Origin of the sequence: Micromonospora sp. NPDC049836 (genome assembly GCF_044465125.1) — a bacterium.
Lineage (GTDB): Bacteria > Actinomycetota > Actinomycetes > Mycobacteriales > Micromonosporaceae > Micromonospora.
In genome coordinates, this window is record NZ_JBITLH010000004.1 from 174,106 (window position 1) to 187,813 (window position 13,708).

Annotated in this window: 11 protein-coding genes; 3 read left to right on the forward strand and 8 right to left on the reverse strand. The window is 75.1% G+C overall.

Annotated elements, in window-relative coordinates:
- Positions 1–18: 18 nt before the first annotated feature.
- From ACIBPB_RS12475 to ACIBPB_RS12490, 4 genes are all read right to left on the reverse strand, one after another.
- Positions 19–918: a permease prefix domain 1-containing protein gene (locus tag ACIBPB_RS12475; RefSeq protein ID WP_396839683.1), complete on the reverse strand. Its 900-nt coding sequence runs from the start codon at positions 916–918 to the stop codon at positions 19–21.
- Complete coding sequence (locus tag ACIBPB_RS12480; protein WP_396839684.1) at positions 915–1,328, reverse strand: PadR family transcriptional regulator; 414 nt, start codon at positions 1,326–1,328, stop codon at positions 915–917. The genes ACIBPB_RS12475 and ACIBPB_RS12480 overlap by 4 nt, the downstream gene beginning before the upstream one ends.
- Positions 1,329–1,417: 89 nt before the next feature.
- Positions 1,418–3,046 carry an isovaleryl-CoA dehydrogenase gene (locus ACIBPB_RS12485; RefSeq protein ID WP_396839685.1) on the reverse strand — a complete coding sequence of 543 codons (1,629 nt, stop codon included), beginning with the start codon at positions 3,044–3,046 and terminating at the stop codon, positions 1,418–1,420.
- Entirely contained in the window at positions 3,043–3,642 is a 600-nt protein-coding gene (locus tag ACIBPB_RS12490; protein WP_396839686.1) for a TetR/AcrR family transcriptional regulator, read from the reverse strand. Before ACIBPB_RS12490 ends, ACIBPB_RS12485 begins: the two co-directional genes overlap by 4 nt.
- Before the next feature lie 261 nt (positions 3,643–3,903).
- On the opposite strand from ACIBPB_RS12490, the gene ACIBPB_RS12495 reads away from it, so the two are divergent.
- From ACIBPB_RS12495 to ACIBPB_RS12505, 3 genes are all read left to right on the forward strand, one after another.
- Complete coding sequence (locus ACIBPB_RS12495) at positions 3,904–4,683, forward strand: basic amino acid ABC transporter substrate-binding protein (RefSeq protein WP_396839687.1); 780 nt, start codon at positions 3,904–3,906, stop codon at positions 4,681–4,683.
- A 76-nt stretch (positions 4,684–4,759) separates the two neighbouring features.
- A complete protein-coding gene (locus tag ACIBPB_RS12500; RefSeq protein ID WP_357321248.1) occupies positions 4,760–5,554 on the forward strand; it encodes an amino acid ABC transporter permease in 795 nt (264 codons plus the stop codon).
- A gap of 4 nt (positions 5,555–5,558) precedes the next feature.
- Positions 5,559–6,398, forward strand: coding sequence for an amino acid ABC transporter ATP-binding protein (locus tag ACIBPB_RS12505; protein WP_357321246.1), 840 nt, complete (start codon positions 5,559–5,561; stop codon positions 6,396–6,398).
- Between the two features lie 45 nt (positions 6,399–6,443).
- Here the strand turns inward: ACIBPB_RS12505 and ACIBPB_RS12510 are convergent, their stop codons facing one another.
- The 4 genes from ACIBPB_RS12510 to ACIBPB_RS12525 form a co-directional block, all read right to left on the reverse strand.
- On the reverse strand, positions 6,444–8,684 hold the full coding sequence (locus ACIBPB_RS12510) for a hypothetical protein (protein ID WP_396839688.1): 2,241 nt from the start codon (positions 8,682–8,684) through the stop codon (positions 6,444–6,446).
- 121 nt (positions 8,685–8,805) lie between these two features.
- Positions 8,806–9,702 (reverse strand): universal stress protein, encoded by an 897-nt coding sequence (locus ACIBPB_RS12515; RefSeq protein ID WP_396839690.1) that lies wholly within the window; start codon positions 9,700–9,702, stop codon positions 8,806–8,808.
- On the reverse strand, positions 9,699–12,401 hold the full coding sequence (locus tag ACIBPB_RS12520; RefSeq protein WP_396839691.1) for a cation-translocating P-type ATPase: 2,703 nt from the start codon (positions 12,399–12,401) through the stop codon (positions 9,699–9,701). The genes ACIBPB_RS12515 and ACIBPB_RS12520 overlap by 4 nt, the downstream gene beginning before the upstream one ends.
- Before the next feature lie 148 nt (positions 12,402–12,549).
- The gene (locus ACIBPB_RS12525; protein ID WP_396839692.1) at positions 12,550–13,515 is read right to left on the reverse strand and encodes an SDR family NAD(P)-dependent oxidoreductase; all 966 of its coding nucleotides are present in this window, start codon (positions 13,513–13,515) and stop codon (positions 12,550–12,552) included.
- Positions 13,516–13,708: the final 193 nt, after the last annotated feature.

Below are 13,708 nucleotides of genomic sequence, written 5' to 3' on the forward strand. Positions count from 1 at the left end.
CCGGCTCCGGCGGGCCGATCAGTCCCGGGGCGGGAAGAGCATCCGGGCCAGCACGAGCATCATCGCCGCGAAGCCGCCGACCAGGGCCAGCCACGACCAGGCCCAACCGACGGTGAAGCCCAGCACCACGAACGCCGCGATGGCGACCAGCCAGAGGGTGAGGGTGTAGATGCCGAACCGGGCGGCGGCGGCCGGGTCGGTCGTGAAGCGGTCGCCCACGTCCTGGTGGGCGGCCTGGTGGTGGCGTACCCACGGCTTGTGCCGGTTGGTCTGGGTGGCGCCGAGGTAGGTGAACGCGACGGCCGCGGCCACGACGGCGAGCACGCCGCCGATCAGCCAGGGCAGCTCCGCCCCGGTCAGGTAGCGCCAGGCGGCGCCGGCGCCGGCGAGGGCGACCGTCGTGGCGGCCCCGTAGCCGGCGGCGCGGCGGCCGGGCATCGGGTAGCTCATGGTGGTCTCCTGCCGCAGCGCGTCGGCCACGATCAGGCCGGCGGGCAGCGCGACGGCGGCGATCGCGGCGAGCCGCGCCGGGTCGGGCACCGCGACGTCGAGCGCGGCGAGCACGAGCACGGCGAGCGCGGCGACCGCGACGGCGGCGAGGACGACGGTGCGGACCAGGAAGCCGGGCTTGGGCCGGACCCGGAGCCGGGCCCACGCGGAGGCCGGCGAGTCGGGCGCCGACGCCATCTCGTCGATCAGCGACCGGACGTCGCCCAACTCGGCCGTCGCGCGCTGCACGGCGGCGGCGGGGGAGAGGCCGGCCCGTTCGAGGTCGGCCACCCGGGCCACCAGGTTCGCCCGGATCTCCTCCTTCAGGTCCTGGACCTCGGGGGTCATCTCGACGTCCGCGAAGGCCTGGTCGAGGAGGCGGTGGAGGTCGGTCGCCGGGCTGCGGGTGGTGCCGTCCGAGGTGGTCATGACGATGCCTTTCCGGTGGTCCGTTGCCGGGACGTGGGTTGATCGCCGAGGTCGAGCAGCGAGTCGATGAGGTCGCGGGTGACCACCCAGGCCGCGACGCTGCGCCGGTAGACGGCGTGGCCGGCGTCGGTGATCCGGTAGTACTTCCGCCGGCCGCCCTGGGTCTCGTCACCCCAGTAGGCCTCGACGAGCCCGTCCTTGGCCAGGCGCCGGTAGCTCGCGTACAGCGTCGCTTCCTTGATCTCGTACGCCCCGCCGGTCGCCTCGCGGACCGTCTTGAAGATCTCGAACCCGTAGCTGTCGCCGCGGCGCAGGATCCCCAACACGATCGTGTCGGTGTGGCCGCGGAGCAGGTCGGCGGCGAAGGCGTCACCGAGCAGGGCGGCGTCGCTCTCGCTTCCCTCAAACATGACTAGTACTTTATCAGATCTAGTACTAGGACAGCTATAGGCAGCGACGGCCGCCCTCCGCGGGGGAGGGCGGCCGTCGGCGGGCGGGCTCAGCCGAGCTTGGGCGTGGCCCGGGCGATGATCGCGGCGAAGTCCACGGCGGCCGGCAGGGTGCCGAAGGCCTGGCCGTGGTCGCCGCCGAGTCGCGAGGCGCAGAAGGCGTCGGCGACGGCCGGGTGCCCGTACCGGACCAGCAGGGCGCCCTGCAGGACCAGGGCGAGCCGCTCGACGACCCGGCGGGCGCGCAGTTCGAGGTCGGCGTGGTCGGCCAGCTCGGCCCGCAACTGGCGCAGCGCGGCGTCGAGTCGCCGGTCGGCGCCCTCCGCGGCGCTCACCTCGGTCTCGAACGCCGCCATCACCTCGGGCTCCCGGGCCAGGGCGCGCAGCACGTCCAGTGCCGCCACGTTGCCGGAGCCCTCCCAGATCGAGTTGAGCGGTGACTCGCGGAACAGCCGGGGCAGGCCCGACTCCTCGACGTAGCCGTTGCCGCCCAGGCATTCGAGGGCCTCGGCGGCGTGCCCCGGCCAGCGCTTGCAGACCCAGTACTTGCCGACGGCGAGGGCGAGCCGCTTGAACGCGGTCTCCCCGGCGTCCCCGCGCGCCGACCGGTCGGTGGCGCCGGCGAGCCGCATCATCAGCACGGTGGCGGCCTCGGACTCGACCGCGAGGTCGGCCAGGACGTTGCGCATCAGCGGCTGGTCGGCCAGGTAGCGGCCGAAGGCCTGCCGGTGGGTGGCGTGGTGGACGGCGGTGATCACGCCCTGCCGCATCCCGGCCGCCGCGCCGATCACGCAGTCCAGCCGGGTCAGGTTGACCATGTCGATGATGGTGCGCACGCCCCGGCCCTCGTCCCCGACCCGCCAGGCGACCGCGTGCTCGTACTCGACCTCGGCGGAGGCGTTGGACCGGTTGCCGAGCTTGTCCTTCAGCCGCATCAGCCGCATCGGGTTGCGGGCGCCGTCGGGCAGCACCCGCGGGACGAGGAAGCAGGTGAGCCCGCCCGGCGCCTGGGCCAGGGTCAGGAAGACGTCGCACATCGGCGCCGAGGTGAACCACTTGTGCCCGACCAGCCGGTAGCTGCCGTCCGGCTCGGGGTGCGCGGTGGTGCTGTTGGCGCGGACGTCCGAGCCGCCCTGCTTCTCCGTCATCGACATGCCGGCCAGCAGGCCCCGCTTGCCCAGCGGCGCGCGCAGCCCGAAGTCGTACGTCGTGGCGGTCAGCAGCGGTTCGTACCGGGCGGCCAGGTCCGGGGCGTGCCGCAGCGCGGGCACGGCCGCGTAGGTCATCGAGATCGGGCAGCCGTGCCCGGCGTCGGGACGCCAGACGTAGAACTTGGCCGCGCGGGCCACGTGCGCGCCGGGCCGGTCGTCGGCCCAGGGCGCCGCGTGCAGGCCGTGCCCGACCGCGGTACGCATCAGCTCGTGCCAGGCCGGGTGGAACTCGACCTCGTCGATGCGGTGGCCGTAGCGGTCGTGGGTACGCAGCACCGGCGGGTGCTCGTTGGCCAGCCGCCCCTGCTCGATCGCCTCCTCGCCGCCGCCGAGCCGGCCCAGCTCGTGCAGCTCGCCGGCGGCCCAGCCGGCGCCCTCGCGATCCAGCCCGCTGAGCAGCGCCGGGTCGTCGGCCGCGTCGTAGCCGACCAGCGGGGGAACCTGGTTGCGGACCTCGTGTGTCGTCACGGCGTTACTCCCAGCGCGCGGTGGATGAAGGTGACCAGGTCGGGGATGGTGTCGGGGCCGGCGACCCCGGCGGCGAGGGGGCCGACCATGGCCTCGGCCAGGGCGCCGACCAGGGCGGTCGCGGTCAGCTCCGGGTCCTGCGGGGGCAGCTCGCCGCGGGCCACTCCGGCCGCGACGTAGCCGGCGATCAGGTCGGCGTACGCGCGGCGGAAGACCAGCCGCTCGGCGTCGACCGCTGGGTCGACCGGCTCGGCCAGCAGGGCGTACGCCAGGCGGGGTGCGCGCAGCGCGCGACCGCAGAACGTCTCGGCCACGGCGGCGACCTGGGCGGCGGCGCTGCCCAGTGGCGCGGCGGCGCGGGCCACGGCGGCCACCTCGCGCCCGGACGCGGTGCGGAACACCTCGGCGAACAGCTCGGCCTTGGTGGGGAAGTGGCGGTAGACGCTGCCGGTGGCGACCCCGGCCCGCTCGGCGACGGCGGCGACCGAGCAGCCGGCGTAGCCGTGCCCGGCCATGATCTCGAGCGCGGCGGTGATGAGCCGCTCGCGGGAGGCGCTCAGCCGGGCCTTGACCCGCTCGGTGCTGCGGTACGGCACGCAAGAAGTGAACCACCGTTCATAGCTTGCTGGCAAGGCGGGCCCACGTCCCGTTCGGCGCCGCCTGCCGGGTTCCGCGCGGGGAATCGGTCACAGCTTGGCTGCGGTCCTTACTCCTGATCTTGGAGCGGCCCCGCCGATCGGGTAGCGTCCCCCGGCAACGCCGTCATTTGCACCAGCCCTGGCTGCGCGTTCGCCGGGGTCAAACGGAGGGACACTGCCGTGAAGGTCCGTAGCGCAGTCCGCAGGACTGGCCTCGTCGTGGCGATCGCCGCCCTCGCGGTGAGCGCGGGATGCGCCAAGAAGGAGCAGGGCGAGGTCCAGGCCGACGGGGTCAAGCTCGTCGAGAAGGGCAAGCTCACCGTCTGCACCCACCTGCCGTACGCGCCGTTCCAGTCCAAGGACGCCGCCGGCAAGGTGATCGGCTTCGACGTCGACCTCATGGACCTGGTCGCCAAGGACCTGGGCGTCGAGCAGACGATCATCGACACCCCGTTCGAGGGCATCAAGTCCGGCCAGGACCTCAACGCCGGCAAGTGCGACGCGGCCGCGGCCGGCATGACCATCACCGAGGAGCGGAAGAAGGTCATGGACTTCTCCGCCCCGTACTTCGACGCCACCCAAGCGCTGCTGGTCAAGACCGGCAAGCCGTACAAGTCGCTGGACGACCTCAAGGGCAAGAAGCTCGGCGTCCAGGCCGCGACCACCGGCCGCGACTACGCCAAGAAGTACGCCGACGAGAAGGGCCTGCAGCTCGTCGAGTTCGAGGACCTCGCCGCCGAGCAGCAGGCCCTCGCCAACGGCCAGATCGAGGCGGCCATCAACGACCTGCCGGTCTGGACCGAGTACATCAAGGAGCACCAGGGCGGCTTCGAGGTCGCGGCCGAGTTCGACACCGGCGAGCAGTACGGCTTCTCGGTGAAGAAGGACGGCAACCCGGAGCTGCTCAAGAAGATCAACGACGCGCTGGCCAAGGCCAAGCAGGACGGCACGTACGACACGATCTACGGCAAGTGGATCGGCAAGAAGCCGAACGCCTGATCGGTTTCCGGAGGGCGCGCCCCGACGGGCGCGCCCTCCGCGCCGTCAACCCCGCACAGTCAAGGAGCGTCGAACCGTGAAGCTGCGCCGTCGCCAGCGAGAACGGCTGTCCCTCTGGCTCCAGTACCTGGCCTTCGTCGCGGTCATCGCCGTGGTGCTCCTCGCCGCGGACTGGGGCCGGCTGCGGGAGGCCTTCTTCCGCGTCGACATCATCGAGTCGATGTTCCCGACGGTGATCACCGTCGCGCTGCGCAACACCATCCTCTACACCCTGGGCGCGTTCGCCTTCGGCCTGGTCTTCGGCACCATCCTGGCGCTCATGCGGCTGTCCCGGGTGGCGCCGTACCGCTGGGTCGCCACCGCGTACATCGAACTGTTCCGGGGCCTGCCCGCGCTGCTGGTGCTCTTCCTGGTCGGCTACGGCATCCCGATCGCCTTCCCGGAGCGGGAGATCCCCGGCGGGGTGTTCGGGTCCATCTCGATCGGTCTCGGCCTGACCGCCGCGGCCTACATGGCCGAGACCATCCGGGCCGGCATCCAGGCCGTGCCGAAGGGACAGATGGAGGCGGCCCGCACCCTGGGCATGTCGCACTTCACCGCGATGCGGACCATCGTCATCCCGCAGGCGTTCCGGATCGTGATCCCGCCGCTGACCAACGAGCTCATCCTGCTCACCAAGGACTCGTCGCTGGCCTACGTGCTCGGCGTCACGGCGCAGACCATCGAGGTCACCAAGTTCGGCCGGGACACCCTGAACGACCGGGTGAACGCCACCCCGCTGCTGGTGGCCGGCCTCACCTACCTGATCATCACTCTGCCCCTGTCCCAGGTGGTACGACGCCTCGAACTCCGCTACGCCAAGGCTCGGTGACCTGATGACGACTTCCCCGTCCCGGCCCGCCGTCGAGATCCGCGACCTGCACAAGTCCTTCGGTCCACTCGAGGTGCTCAAGGGCATCGACTTCGAGGTCGGCCACGGCGAGGTGGTCTGCGTGATCGGGCCCTCCGGCTCCGGCAAGTCGACCCTGCTGCGCTGCGTCAACCTCCTCGAGGAGCCGACCGCCGGCAAGATCTGGGTCGACGGGACCGAGATGACCGACCCGGACGTCGAGATCGACGCGGTCCGGCGCGGCATCGGCATGGTCTTCCAGTCGTTCAACCTCTTCCCGCACCTGACCGTGCTGGCCAACCTCACCATCGCCCAGCGCCGGGTGCTGCGCCGCGGCCGGGCCGAGGCCGAACGGGTCGCCCGGGCCAACCTGGCGCGGGTCGGCCTCACCGACAAGGCGGGCGCGTACCCGGCGCAGCTCTCCGGCGGCCAGCAGCAGCGGGCGGCGATCGCCCGGTCGCTGTCCATGGACCCGAAGCTGATGCTCTTCGACGAGCCGACCTCCGCGCTCGACCCGGAACTGGTCGGTGACGTCCTCACCGTCATGCGCCAGCTCGCCGAGGAGGGCATGACCATGATGGTGGTGACCCACGAGATGGCGTTCGCCCGCGACGTCGCCGACCGGGTGGTGTTCATGGACGGCGGCGTGGTGGTCGAGCAGGGGCCGCCGCGCGAGGTGCTCGGCGCGCCCCGGCACGAGCGCACCCGATCCTTCCTCTCCCGGGTGCTGGACCCGACCCACGTCGCGCAGCTCGACCCGCCCGGCCAGTCCGCCGAACCGCCCGCCTCACCCGGCCTGCCGGCCGACGACCGGCACCAGATCTGACCCGCCCGCCGGGCCGGCGCAGCGCCGCGCCGACCGCCGGGCGGTTCAGCGCGGTGCGGCCGGGCGGTCCCGCAGGCGGCCGGCCAGGTCGCGGACGGCGGCGGCGAAGCGGGGGTCGTACTCGCTGGGCCAGTGCCCGACGATCGGCGGCGGCACCGTGTCGCTGGGCGGCACCACCACCCCGGTCGGGTCCCGCAGCCGCCGGTCCACCGTCGCCGCCGGCCCGGTCACCGTGGCCGGCTCGCCCGGCCGGTGCGGCGAGAAGACCCAGCCGCCGATCGCGTCGGTGTCCCGCCACAGGTTGAGCCAGCGCCAGCCGACCCGCCGCCCCAGCTCGCCGAGCACCTCGTCGTGCACGTACGCGGGGAACCAGCGCGCGTACAGCCGGCGGATCGGAGCGCCGTAGGTCAGCAGGGCCACCCGGTCGGCGGCCGCCGGCGGTAGTTGCAGGACGGCCGCGGCGAGCAGCATCGAGCCGTGGCTGTGCCCGGTCAGCAGCACCCCGTGGCCCTGCCCGGTCAGGTAGCTGATCCGGCGGCTGAGTTCCGGCACGGCCCGCTCCGCGTAGCAGGGCGGCGCGAACGGGTGCGCGGCGCGCGGCCAGAAGGTGCCCACGTCCCACAGCACGCCGACGAAGCGGCGGAACTCCGGCGTCCGGTACGCGAAGAGACCGCCGATGATCAGGCCGAGGACCACGGCGGCGATGACGTAACTGCCGAGGAGCAGGCTGAAGTTGACCAGGTCGCCGGGGATCGGGGTCCAGCGCTCGATCAGGTCGCTGGGATACTCCCGGACCATGCCGAGGGTGCTGGTGGCCATGCCGACCCCGGCCAGCGCCGCGTAGATGAGGGCGAGCGGCGTCAGCCACTCGGTGAACCGGGCCCGGGCGATCATCCGGCGCACCTGCTGCCGGCGCAGGTCCGACTCGGGCGGCGCGGCGGGGAAGTCGCGGGCGACGATCTCCCGCGCGGCGCGCCGGCGGGCCGGCCCGGACGCCACCGCCACCACCGCGGCGGCCACCGCGGCCACCGCCACCGCCAGGAAGAACCCGAAGATCGCCCACTTGAAGGCCAGCGGGGGGCTGCTGGACAGCCGCTCGGCGGCCTGCGCGCCCCGGTCCAGCAGGTCCGCCACCCGGTAGACCGCCTCGCCGGAGAACGCGACCGCGAGCCCGGTGGCGACCGCGCCCATGACCGGGGCGCCGAGCGCCCGCAACCGGCTGCCGCCGGGCGCCCGCCCCCGGGCCCACCACACCGCCCCGGCGAGCACCACGAGCAGGACCGTCTGGCTCAGGAAGAGCAGACCCAGGATCGTCGGGTACGCGGGCAGACCGGTCGCGGCCGGCCAGGGCGCCGGCTCGACGGCCACCGCGACCAGCACCACCCCGGTGAGCGCCAGCGCCGCCGCCCGCAGGCCGCGTACGCTCCGGTCCAGGAGCCGGCTCGGCTCGGTCCGGTCCATCAGCGGGTACGCGCAGACCAGCCCGACGCAGGCGGCCAGGAGCAGTCCGGTGAGCCCGGCCAGCGGCAGCGCCCAGGGCACCGCCGCCGGGCCGGCGATCCGGGCGGCCAGCAGCACCGCGTCCAGGGTGGCCAGGGCGGCGGCCACGTGCACCGCGCGCAGCCGGGCCACGATCGGCGCGGCGTCCCACTGGCCGACCGCGGTGAGCTGGTGCTCGCCGGAGGTGGTCAACGTGCCGCGGAACTCCGCGAACGTCCAGCCCGGCCGGGTGCCCAGCCGCCAGACCAGCGCGACCGCCGCGACCGGCACCAGCGACATCAGCGCCAGTCGCACCCCCACCGGCCGGCCGCCCAGCCAGGACACCCAGCTCCGGCCGGCCACGCACCGGGGCGTGCCCATGCACCGCCAGGCGACCAGGTCCAGCGCCACCTCCGCCACGGTGAGCACGTACAGCGCCGTGAGGGTCAGCGCGAGCACCCGGCACAGGCCCTTCACCACGGCGGTGGACGCGGTCCCGCTGGCCGGGCGCATCCAGATCGCCATGTTGCAGAGCATGAACGGCAGCAGGAACACCAGCGACAGGGTGCGTACCGCCGTGCCCGACGGCAGGTCCCGCCACCGGTACGCCTCCAGGATCACCCCGCCCGCGCCCCGGGTGTCCGGGTAGCCGGGCCGGGGGCGGTAGAAGCCGCCGCTGCGGTCCCCGGCGACCTGCCGCACGTGCGGCCGGTCCAGCACCTGCTCCGCGCCGGCGCCGGAGACCCCGTGCACCCGCAGCTCGACGATCTCCGTCGCCGGGTCCGGCTGCGCTGGCGCGTCCGACATCGATCCCCCGCGTGGTGGTGGCACCGGTACCGCGAAGCCCGGTGGGGCGCGCACGGCGCGGCGGTCTACCCGTTCCGCGCCCGCTCACACGCCCCCGGCGGGGGTGCCGCCACGGCGCGGCTCAGGGCCGCGCGTCGGGTCCGGACTGCGGCACGACCGCCACCGGGCAGTGCGCGTGGTGCAGCACGGCGTGGCTGACCGAACCGAGCAGCAGCCCGGCGAGGGGCCCCCGGCCGCGGGCGCCGACGACCACGAGCTGGGCCGTCCGGGACGCCTCGACCAGGGCCCCGGCGGGGGAGCCGCGGACCAGCCGCTGCTGCACCGGCACCTCGGGGTGGCGCGCGGCGGGTCCTTCGACGGATTCGGCCAGCAGCCGCTGCCCGTCCGCCGCCAGCGCGTCCAGGTCGTGGCCGAGCGGCAGCACGTCGCCCGGGGTGACCGGCGTCGGGTAGAGCCAGGCGTGCACCGCGACCAGCGGGGCGCCGCGCCGGGCCGCCGCCTCGACCGCCCACCCGAGCGCCGCGGCGGCGGACTCGGAGCCGTCCACCCCGACCACCACCGGGCCGGCGGCGCGCGGCTCGCCGCGGACGACCAGCACCGGGCACTGGGCGCGGGTGGACACCTGCACGGTCACCGAGCCGATCAGCAGGCCGGCGAAGCCGCCGAGCCCTCGGTTGCCGAGCACCAGCAGCGCGCCCTGGCAGGCCTCGTCGAGCAGCACCCGGACGGCCGCGCCGTCGACCACCGCGCCGGTGACCGGCAGGTCCGGAGCCACCGCCGCGGCCTCGGCCACCGCCTCGGCGACGTACCGCTCGGCCTGGTGGCGCAGGCCACCGGTGGCCGGGCCGCTCGGGTCGGGGCCGAGCGGCACGTTCATCAGCGGCCAGATGAACGCGTGCACGATCCGCAGCGGTCGCCGCCGCAGCACCGCCTCCCGGGCGGCGGCGCGGACCGCCTCCAACGCGATCGCCGAACCGTCGACCCCCACCACCACCGGGTTGCCGTTGTCGCTGGTCATCGTGACTCACTTCCGTTGCGGTCCGCGCCGACCGGGGCCGGCCCGGCCGCCCTGTCATCGGTGCCCGGCGCGGTCGCGCCCGGCCCGTCCGTCGTGACCCGACCGCGCCCGGCCCGGGTCAGCCACAGCACCAGGCCGGGCAGCGTGCTCACCACGGCACAGGCCAGCAACTCCGCCGCGCCCAGCGGCTCGGTGCCGAGCAGGCCGCGCAGCGGCGGCAGCAGCACGCCGGCCAGTTGCAGCAGCGCCGAGAGCGCCACCGCGGCCGGCAGGGCGAGGTTGCGGTCCGCCGAGCCGGGCGTGCGGGGCGCCCGTACCGCCAGCGCGACGCCGAGCTGGGCCAGGCCGAGCACCACGAAGACCACCGACTGCCAGGGGCGGTCCCACCGGGCGGCGAGCGCTCCCGCGCCGAGCACCACCGCCGCGATCAGCCCACCGGTGAGCAGCACGTCGCGGCCGAGCCCGGCGCCGAGCACCGACTCCTGCGGGGACCGGGGCGCCCGGCGCAGGAGGCCCGGCTCCGCCGGCTCCGCGCCCAGCGCCACCCCCGGCACCCCGTGGGTGAGCAGGTTGACCCAGAGGATCTGCGCCGGCAGCAGCGGCACGGCCAGCCCGAACAGCGGGCCGAGCAGCATCACCGCGATCTCCGCGACGCCGCCGGAGAGGGCGTAGCGCAGGAAGCGCCGGATGTTGGCGTAGATCCGGCGGCCCTCACCGATCGCGGTCGCCACGGTGGCCAGGTCGTCGTCGACCAGCACCAGGTCGGCGGCCTGCCGGGCCACCTCACTGCCGCCGCCCATGGCCACCCCGATGTCGGCGCGGCGCAGCGCCGGTGCGTCGTTGACGCCGTCGCCGGTCATCGCCACCACGTGCCCCTGGGACTGCAACCCCGCGATGATGTCGAGCTTCTGCTCCGGCTGGGTCCGCGCGTACACCCGGGTGCGTGGGTGGGCCCGTGCCAGGTCGCCGTCGTCGCCGCAGGCCAACGGCTCGCCCTCGTGCCAGAGGCCCAGTTGGCCGCCGATCGCGGTGGCGGTGGCCGGGTGGTCGCCGGTGATCAGCACCAGGCGTACGCCGGCCGCGTCGAAGCTGCCGGCCACGTCGGTGGCGCCGGCGCGCAGCGGGTCGGCGATCGCCACCAGCCCGACCGGGTGCAGCCCGGTCGGCCGGGCCGGGTCGGCCGGCGGGGCGTCCCGCACGGCGGAGGCGACCGCGAGCACCCGGAGGCCCTCGCCGGCCAGCCGGCGCGCGGCGGCGATCAGCTCGGCGATCTCCGCGTCGGTGGCGTCGACCAGCGGCGCGCGCAGCACGTTCTCCGGCGCGCCCTTGCAGGCCACCAGGTACCGGCCGTCGTCCGCCCGGTGCACGGTGGTCATCCGGCGCAGGTCCTGGTCGAACGGGTGCTCGGCGACCCGCGGCCAGGCGGCGCGGGTCTGCTCCGGGTCCAGGCCGCAGCGGGCGGCGAACGCCACCAGCGCCGCTTCGAGCGGGTCGCCGACGGCGGCCCAGTCCGGCCGTTCGCCGGTGGGCGGGGACAGCGTGGCGTCGTTGCAGAGCAGCCCGGCCCGTGCCAGCCGGCGCAGTTCCTCCGGCACGGTCACCGGCTGGCCGTGCCGCTGCACCGCGCCCTCCGGCTGGTATCCGTGGCCGGTGACCCCGTACCGGGTCCCGTCCCGGGTGATCGCGTGCTGGACCGCCATCCGGCCCTCGGTGAGCGTCCCGGTCTTGTCGGAGGCGATCACCGTGACCGAGCCGAGCGTCTCCACGGCGTGCAGCCGTCGGGGAATGGCCCGCGCCCCGGCCATCCGCCGGGCGCCGAGGGCCAGCGCGAGGGTGACCACGGCCGGCAGCGACTCGGGCACCGCCGCCACCACCAGACTGACCGCGGTGACCGCCATGTCCACCACCGGCCGGCCGCCGACCACGCCGATGACGAACACCAGGGCGGAGAGCACCACCGCGGCCAGGCCGAGGACCCGGCCGAGGGCGGCCAGCCGGCGTTGCAGCGGGGTGGCGGCCGGCCGGGTGGCGGAGACCAGCGCGGTGATCCGGCCCAGCGCGCTGGCCGCGCCGGTGCGCGCCACGGTGCCGGTGGCCCGGCCGGTGGTGACCACCGTGCCGGCGCTGACCTCGTCGCCGGCGTCCCGGGCGACCGGCACCGACTCGCCGGTCAGCGCCGACTCGTCGAGGTGCAGCCGGGCGGCCTCGGTGAGCAGCAGGTCGGCGGGGACCACGTCACCGGCCTCGACGCGGACCAGGTCGCCGCGGACCAGAGCGGCGGCGGGCAGGACGAGGTCCCGGCCGTCGCGGACCACCCGGGCGGTCGGCGCGGCGAGCCGGTCCAGCGCGGCGATCGCCCGGTCCGCCCGCACCTCCTGCACCACGCCGATCACGGTGTTGACCAGCACCACCAGCAGGATCACCGCGGTGTCCGGGTAGTCCCGCAGCACCGTGGTCACCACGGCGGCGGCCAGCAGCAGCGCGACCAGCGGGTCGGTGAGCTGGCGCAGGATCCGGGTGGCCAGGTGCCGGCGCTGCGGGGTGGCCGTGCTGTTCGGGCCGTCGGCGGTCAGCCGGGCCGCCGCCTCCGCCGAGCTGAGGCCGACCCCTTCGCCGGGCGTGCCGGGGCCGGGGCCGGGCGTGCCGGGGCCGGGGTCGGGACGGACCTCGGTCGCACTGGTCACCGGCCGTCCCGTCATCGCGCTCCACCCCTTCCGGCCCGCGCCGCCGTGGCCCGCCCGCACCTTTCATGGTGGTTCATCCGGCCCCGCGACGGCCAGTGAAGATCAGCACAGCCGAGCGGGCCGTTGGGCCCTTGCGCCGGCGGCACCGGCCTGCGCGGCCCGCTCAGCGGGAGGTCAGGGCCTGCTCCGCGTACGCCCAGAGCCGGTCGGCGGCGGCCGGGTCGACGGCGTGGGCGGCCACCCCGCCGGTCGCCTCCGGTCCACCCGCCACCACCTCGGCCTCCTGGTTGTCGTCGAAGTACCGGCCGGTGACCCCGTCCAGCAGCGGCGAGGCGGCGAGCAGCACCGAGGTCGCCGCGCCCTGGGCGGGAGTTTTGTAGTAGGGCGGTTCGACCCGGTTGCCGGCCTCGTCCATCGCCCCGAACGCGCGCAGCGTCGCCGCGTCCATGTGCCGTTGCAGGTTCGTGGTGATGTAGCCCGGGTTGAGCGCGTTGGCGGTGATCCCGTCACCGGCCCAGTGCCGGGCGATGCCCACCGCGAGTAGGACGCCGGCGGTCTTGGACCGGCCGTACGCCGCCCACGGGTCGTAGGGCTGCCGCGCGAACTGCGGGTCGTCGAAGTCGAACGCCTCGCGCAGGTGCGCCCCGGAGCTGACCACGACCACCCGGGCCGAGCCGGCGGCGCGCAGGTTGTCGTGCAGGCCGCGGGCGAGCGCGAAGTGGCCGAGGTAGTTCGTCGCCAGTTGCAGTTCCCAGCCGGCGTCGGTGAGCCGCCGCTCGGGCAGTGCCATGATCCCGGCGTTGGCGACCAGGGTGTGCAGCGGGCCCGGCCAGTCGGCGACGAAGGCGTCGACGGAGGCCAGGTCGGCCAGGTCGAGGGCGGCCCCCCGGACGCTGCCCGGGCCGGGGCCGGCGAACTCGGCCACCAGGTCCGCGGCGTGGGCGGGGTCGCGGGTGGCCACGGTGACCTCGGCGCCGGCTCCGGCCAGGGCCCGGACGGTCTCCCGGCCGATGCCGGAGGCGCCCCCGGTGACGATCATGCGGCGCCCGGCGAGGTCGACGCCGGTCAGGATCTCGGCGGCGGAGGTACGGGCGTGGAACGGTGTGGTGAGGCGGGCGCTGGGTGTCATGACCCGTACGCTACGGAGCGTGACCCTGGACCGCCGGTAGTTCGACGTCCGGCATTCTTGGTCGACCGTCCACCGGGAGGGGTGCCCTGGGCTGGCTGGCCGGCCCGGTGGTCGGCGCTGAGCGTCGCCGTCAAGCGGGTCACCGGCCGGGCCCCGGGCGTCTACCGGCAGTCCACGCGCTCCGGTGACCGTT

Excerpts from the sequence above, each read along its gene's own strand:
- ACIBPB_RS12520 (WP_396839691.1), bottom strand. The coding sequence starts at position 12,401 with ATGACGGGACGGCCGGTGACCAGTGCGACCGAGGTCCGTCCCGACCCC.
- ACIBPB_RS12480 (WP_396839684.1), bottom strand. The coding sequence starts at position 1,328 with ATGTTTGAGGGAAGCGAGAGCGACGCCGCCCTGCTCGGTGACGCCTTC.
- ACIBPB_RS12515 (WP_396839690.1), bottom strand. The coding sequence starts at position 9,702 with ATGACCAGCGACAACGGCAACCCGGTGGTGGTGGGGGTCGACGGTTCG.
- ACIBPB_RS12505 (WP_357321246.1), top strand. The coding sequence starts at position 5,559 with ATGACGACTTCCCCGTCCCGGCCCGCCGTCGAGATCCGCGACCTGCAC.
- ACIBPB_RS12510 (WP_396839688.1), bottom strand. The coding sequence starts at position 8,684 with ATGTCGGACGCGCCAGCGCAGCCGGACCCGGCGACGGAGATCGTCGAG.
- ACIBPB_RS12525 (WP_396839692.1), bottom strand. The coding sequence starts at position 13,515 with ATGACACCCAGCGCCCGCCTCACCACACCGTTCCACGCCCGTACCTCC.
- ACIBPB_RS12475 (WP_396839683.1), bottom strand. The coding sequence starts at position 918 with ATGACCACCTCGGACGGCACCACCCGCAGCCCGGCGACCGACCTCCAC.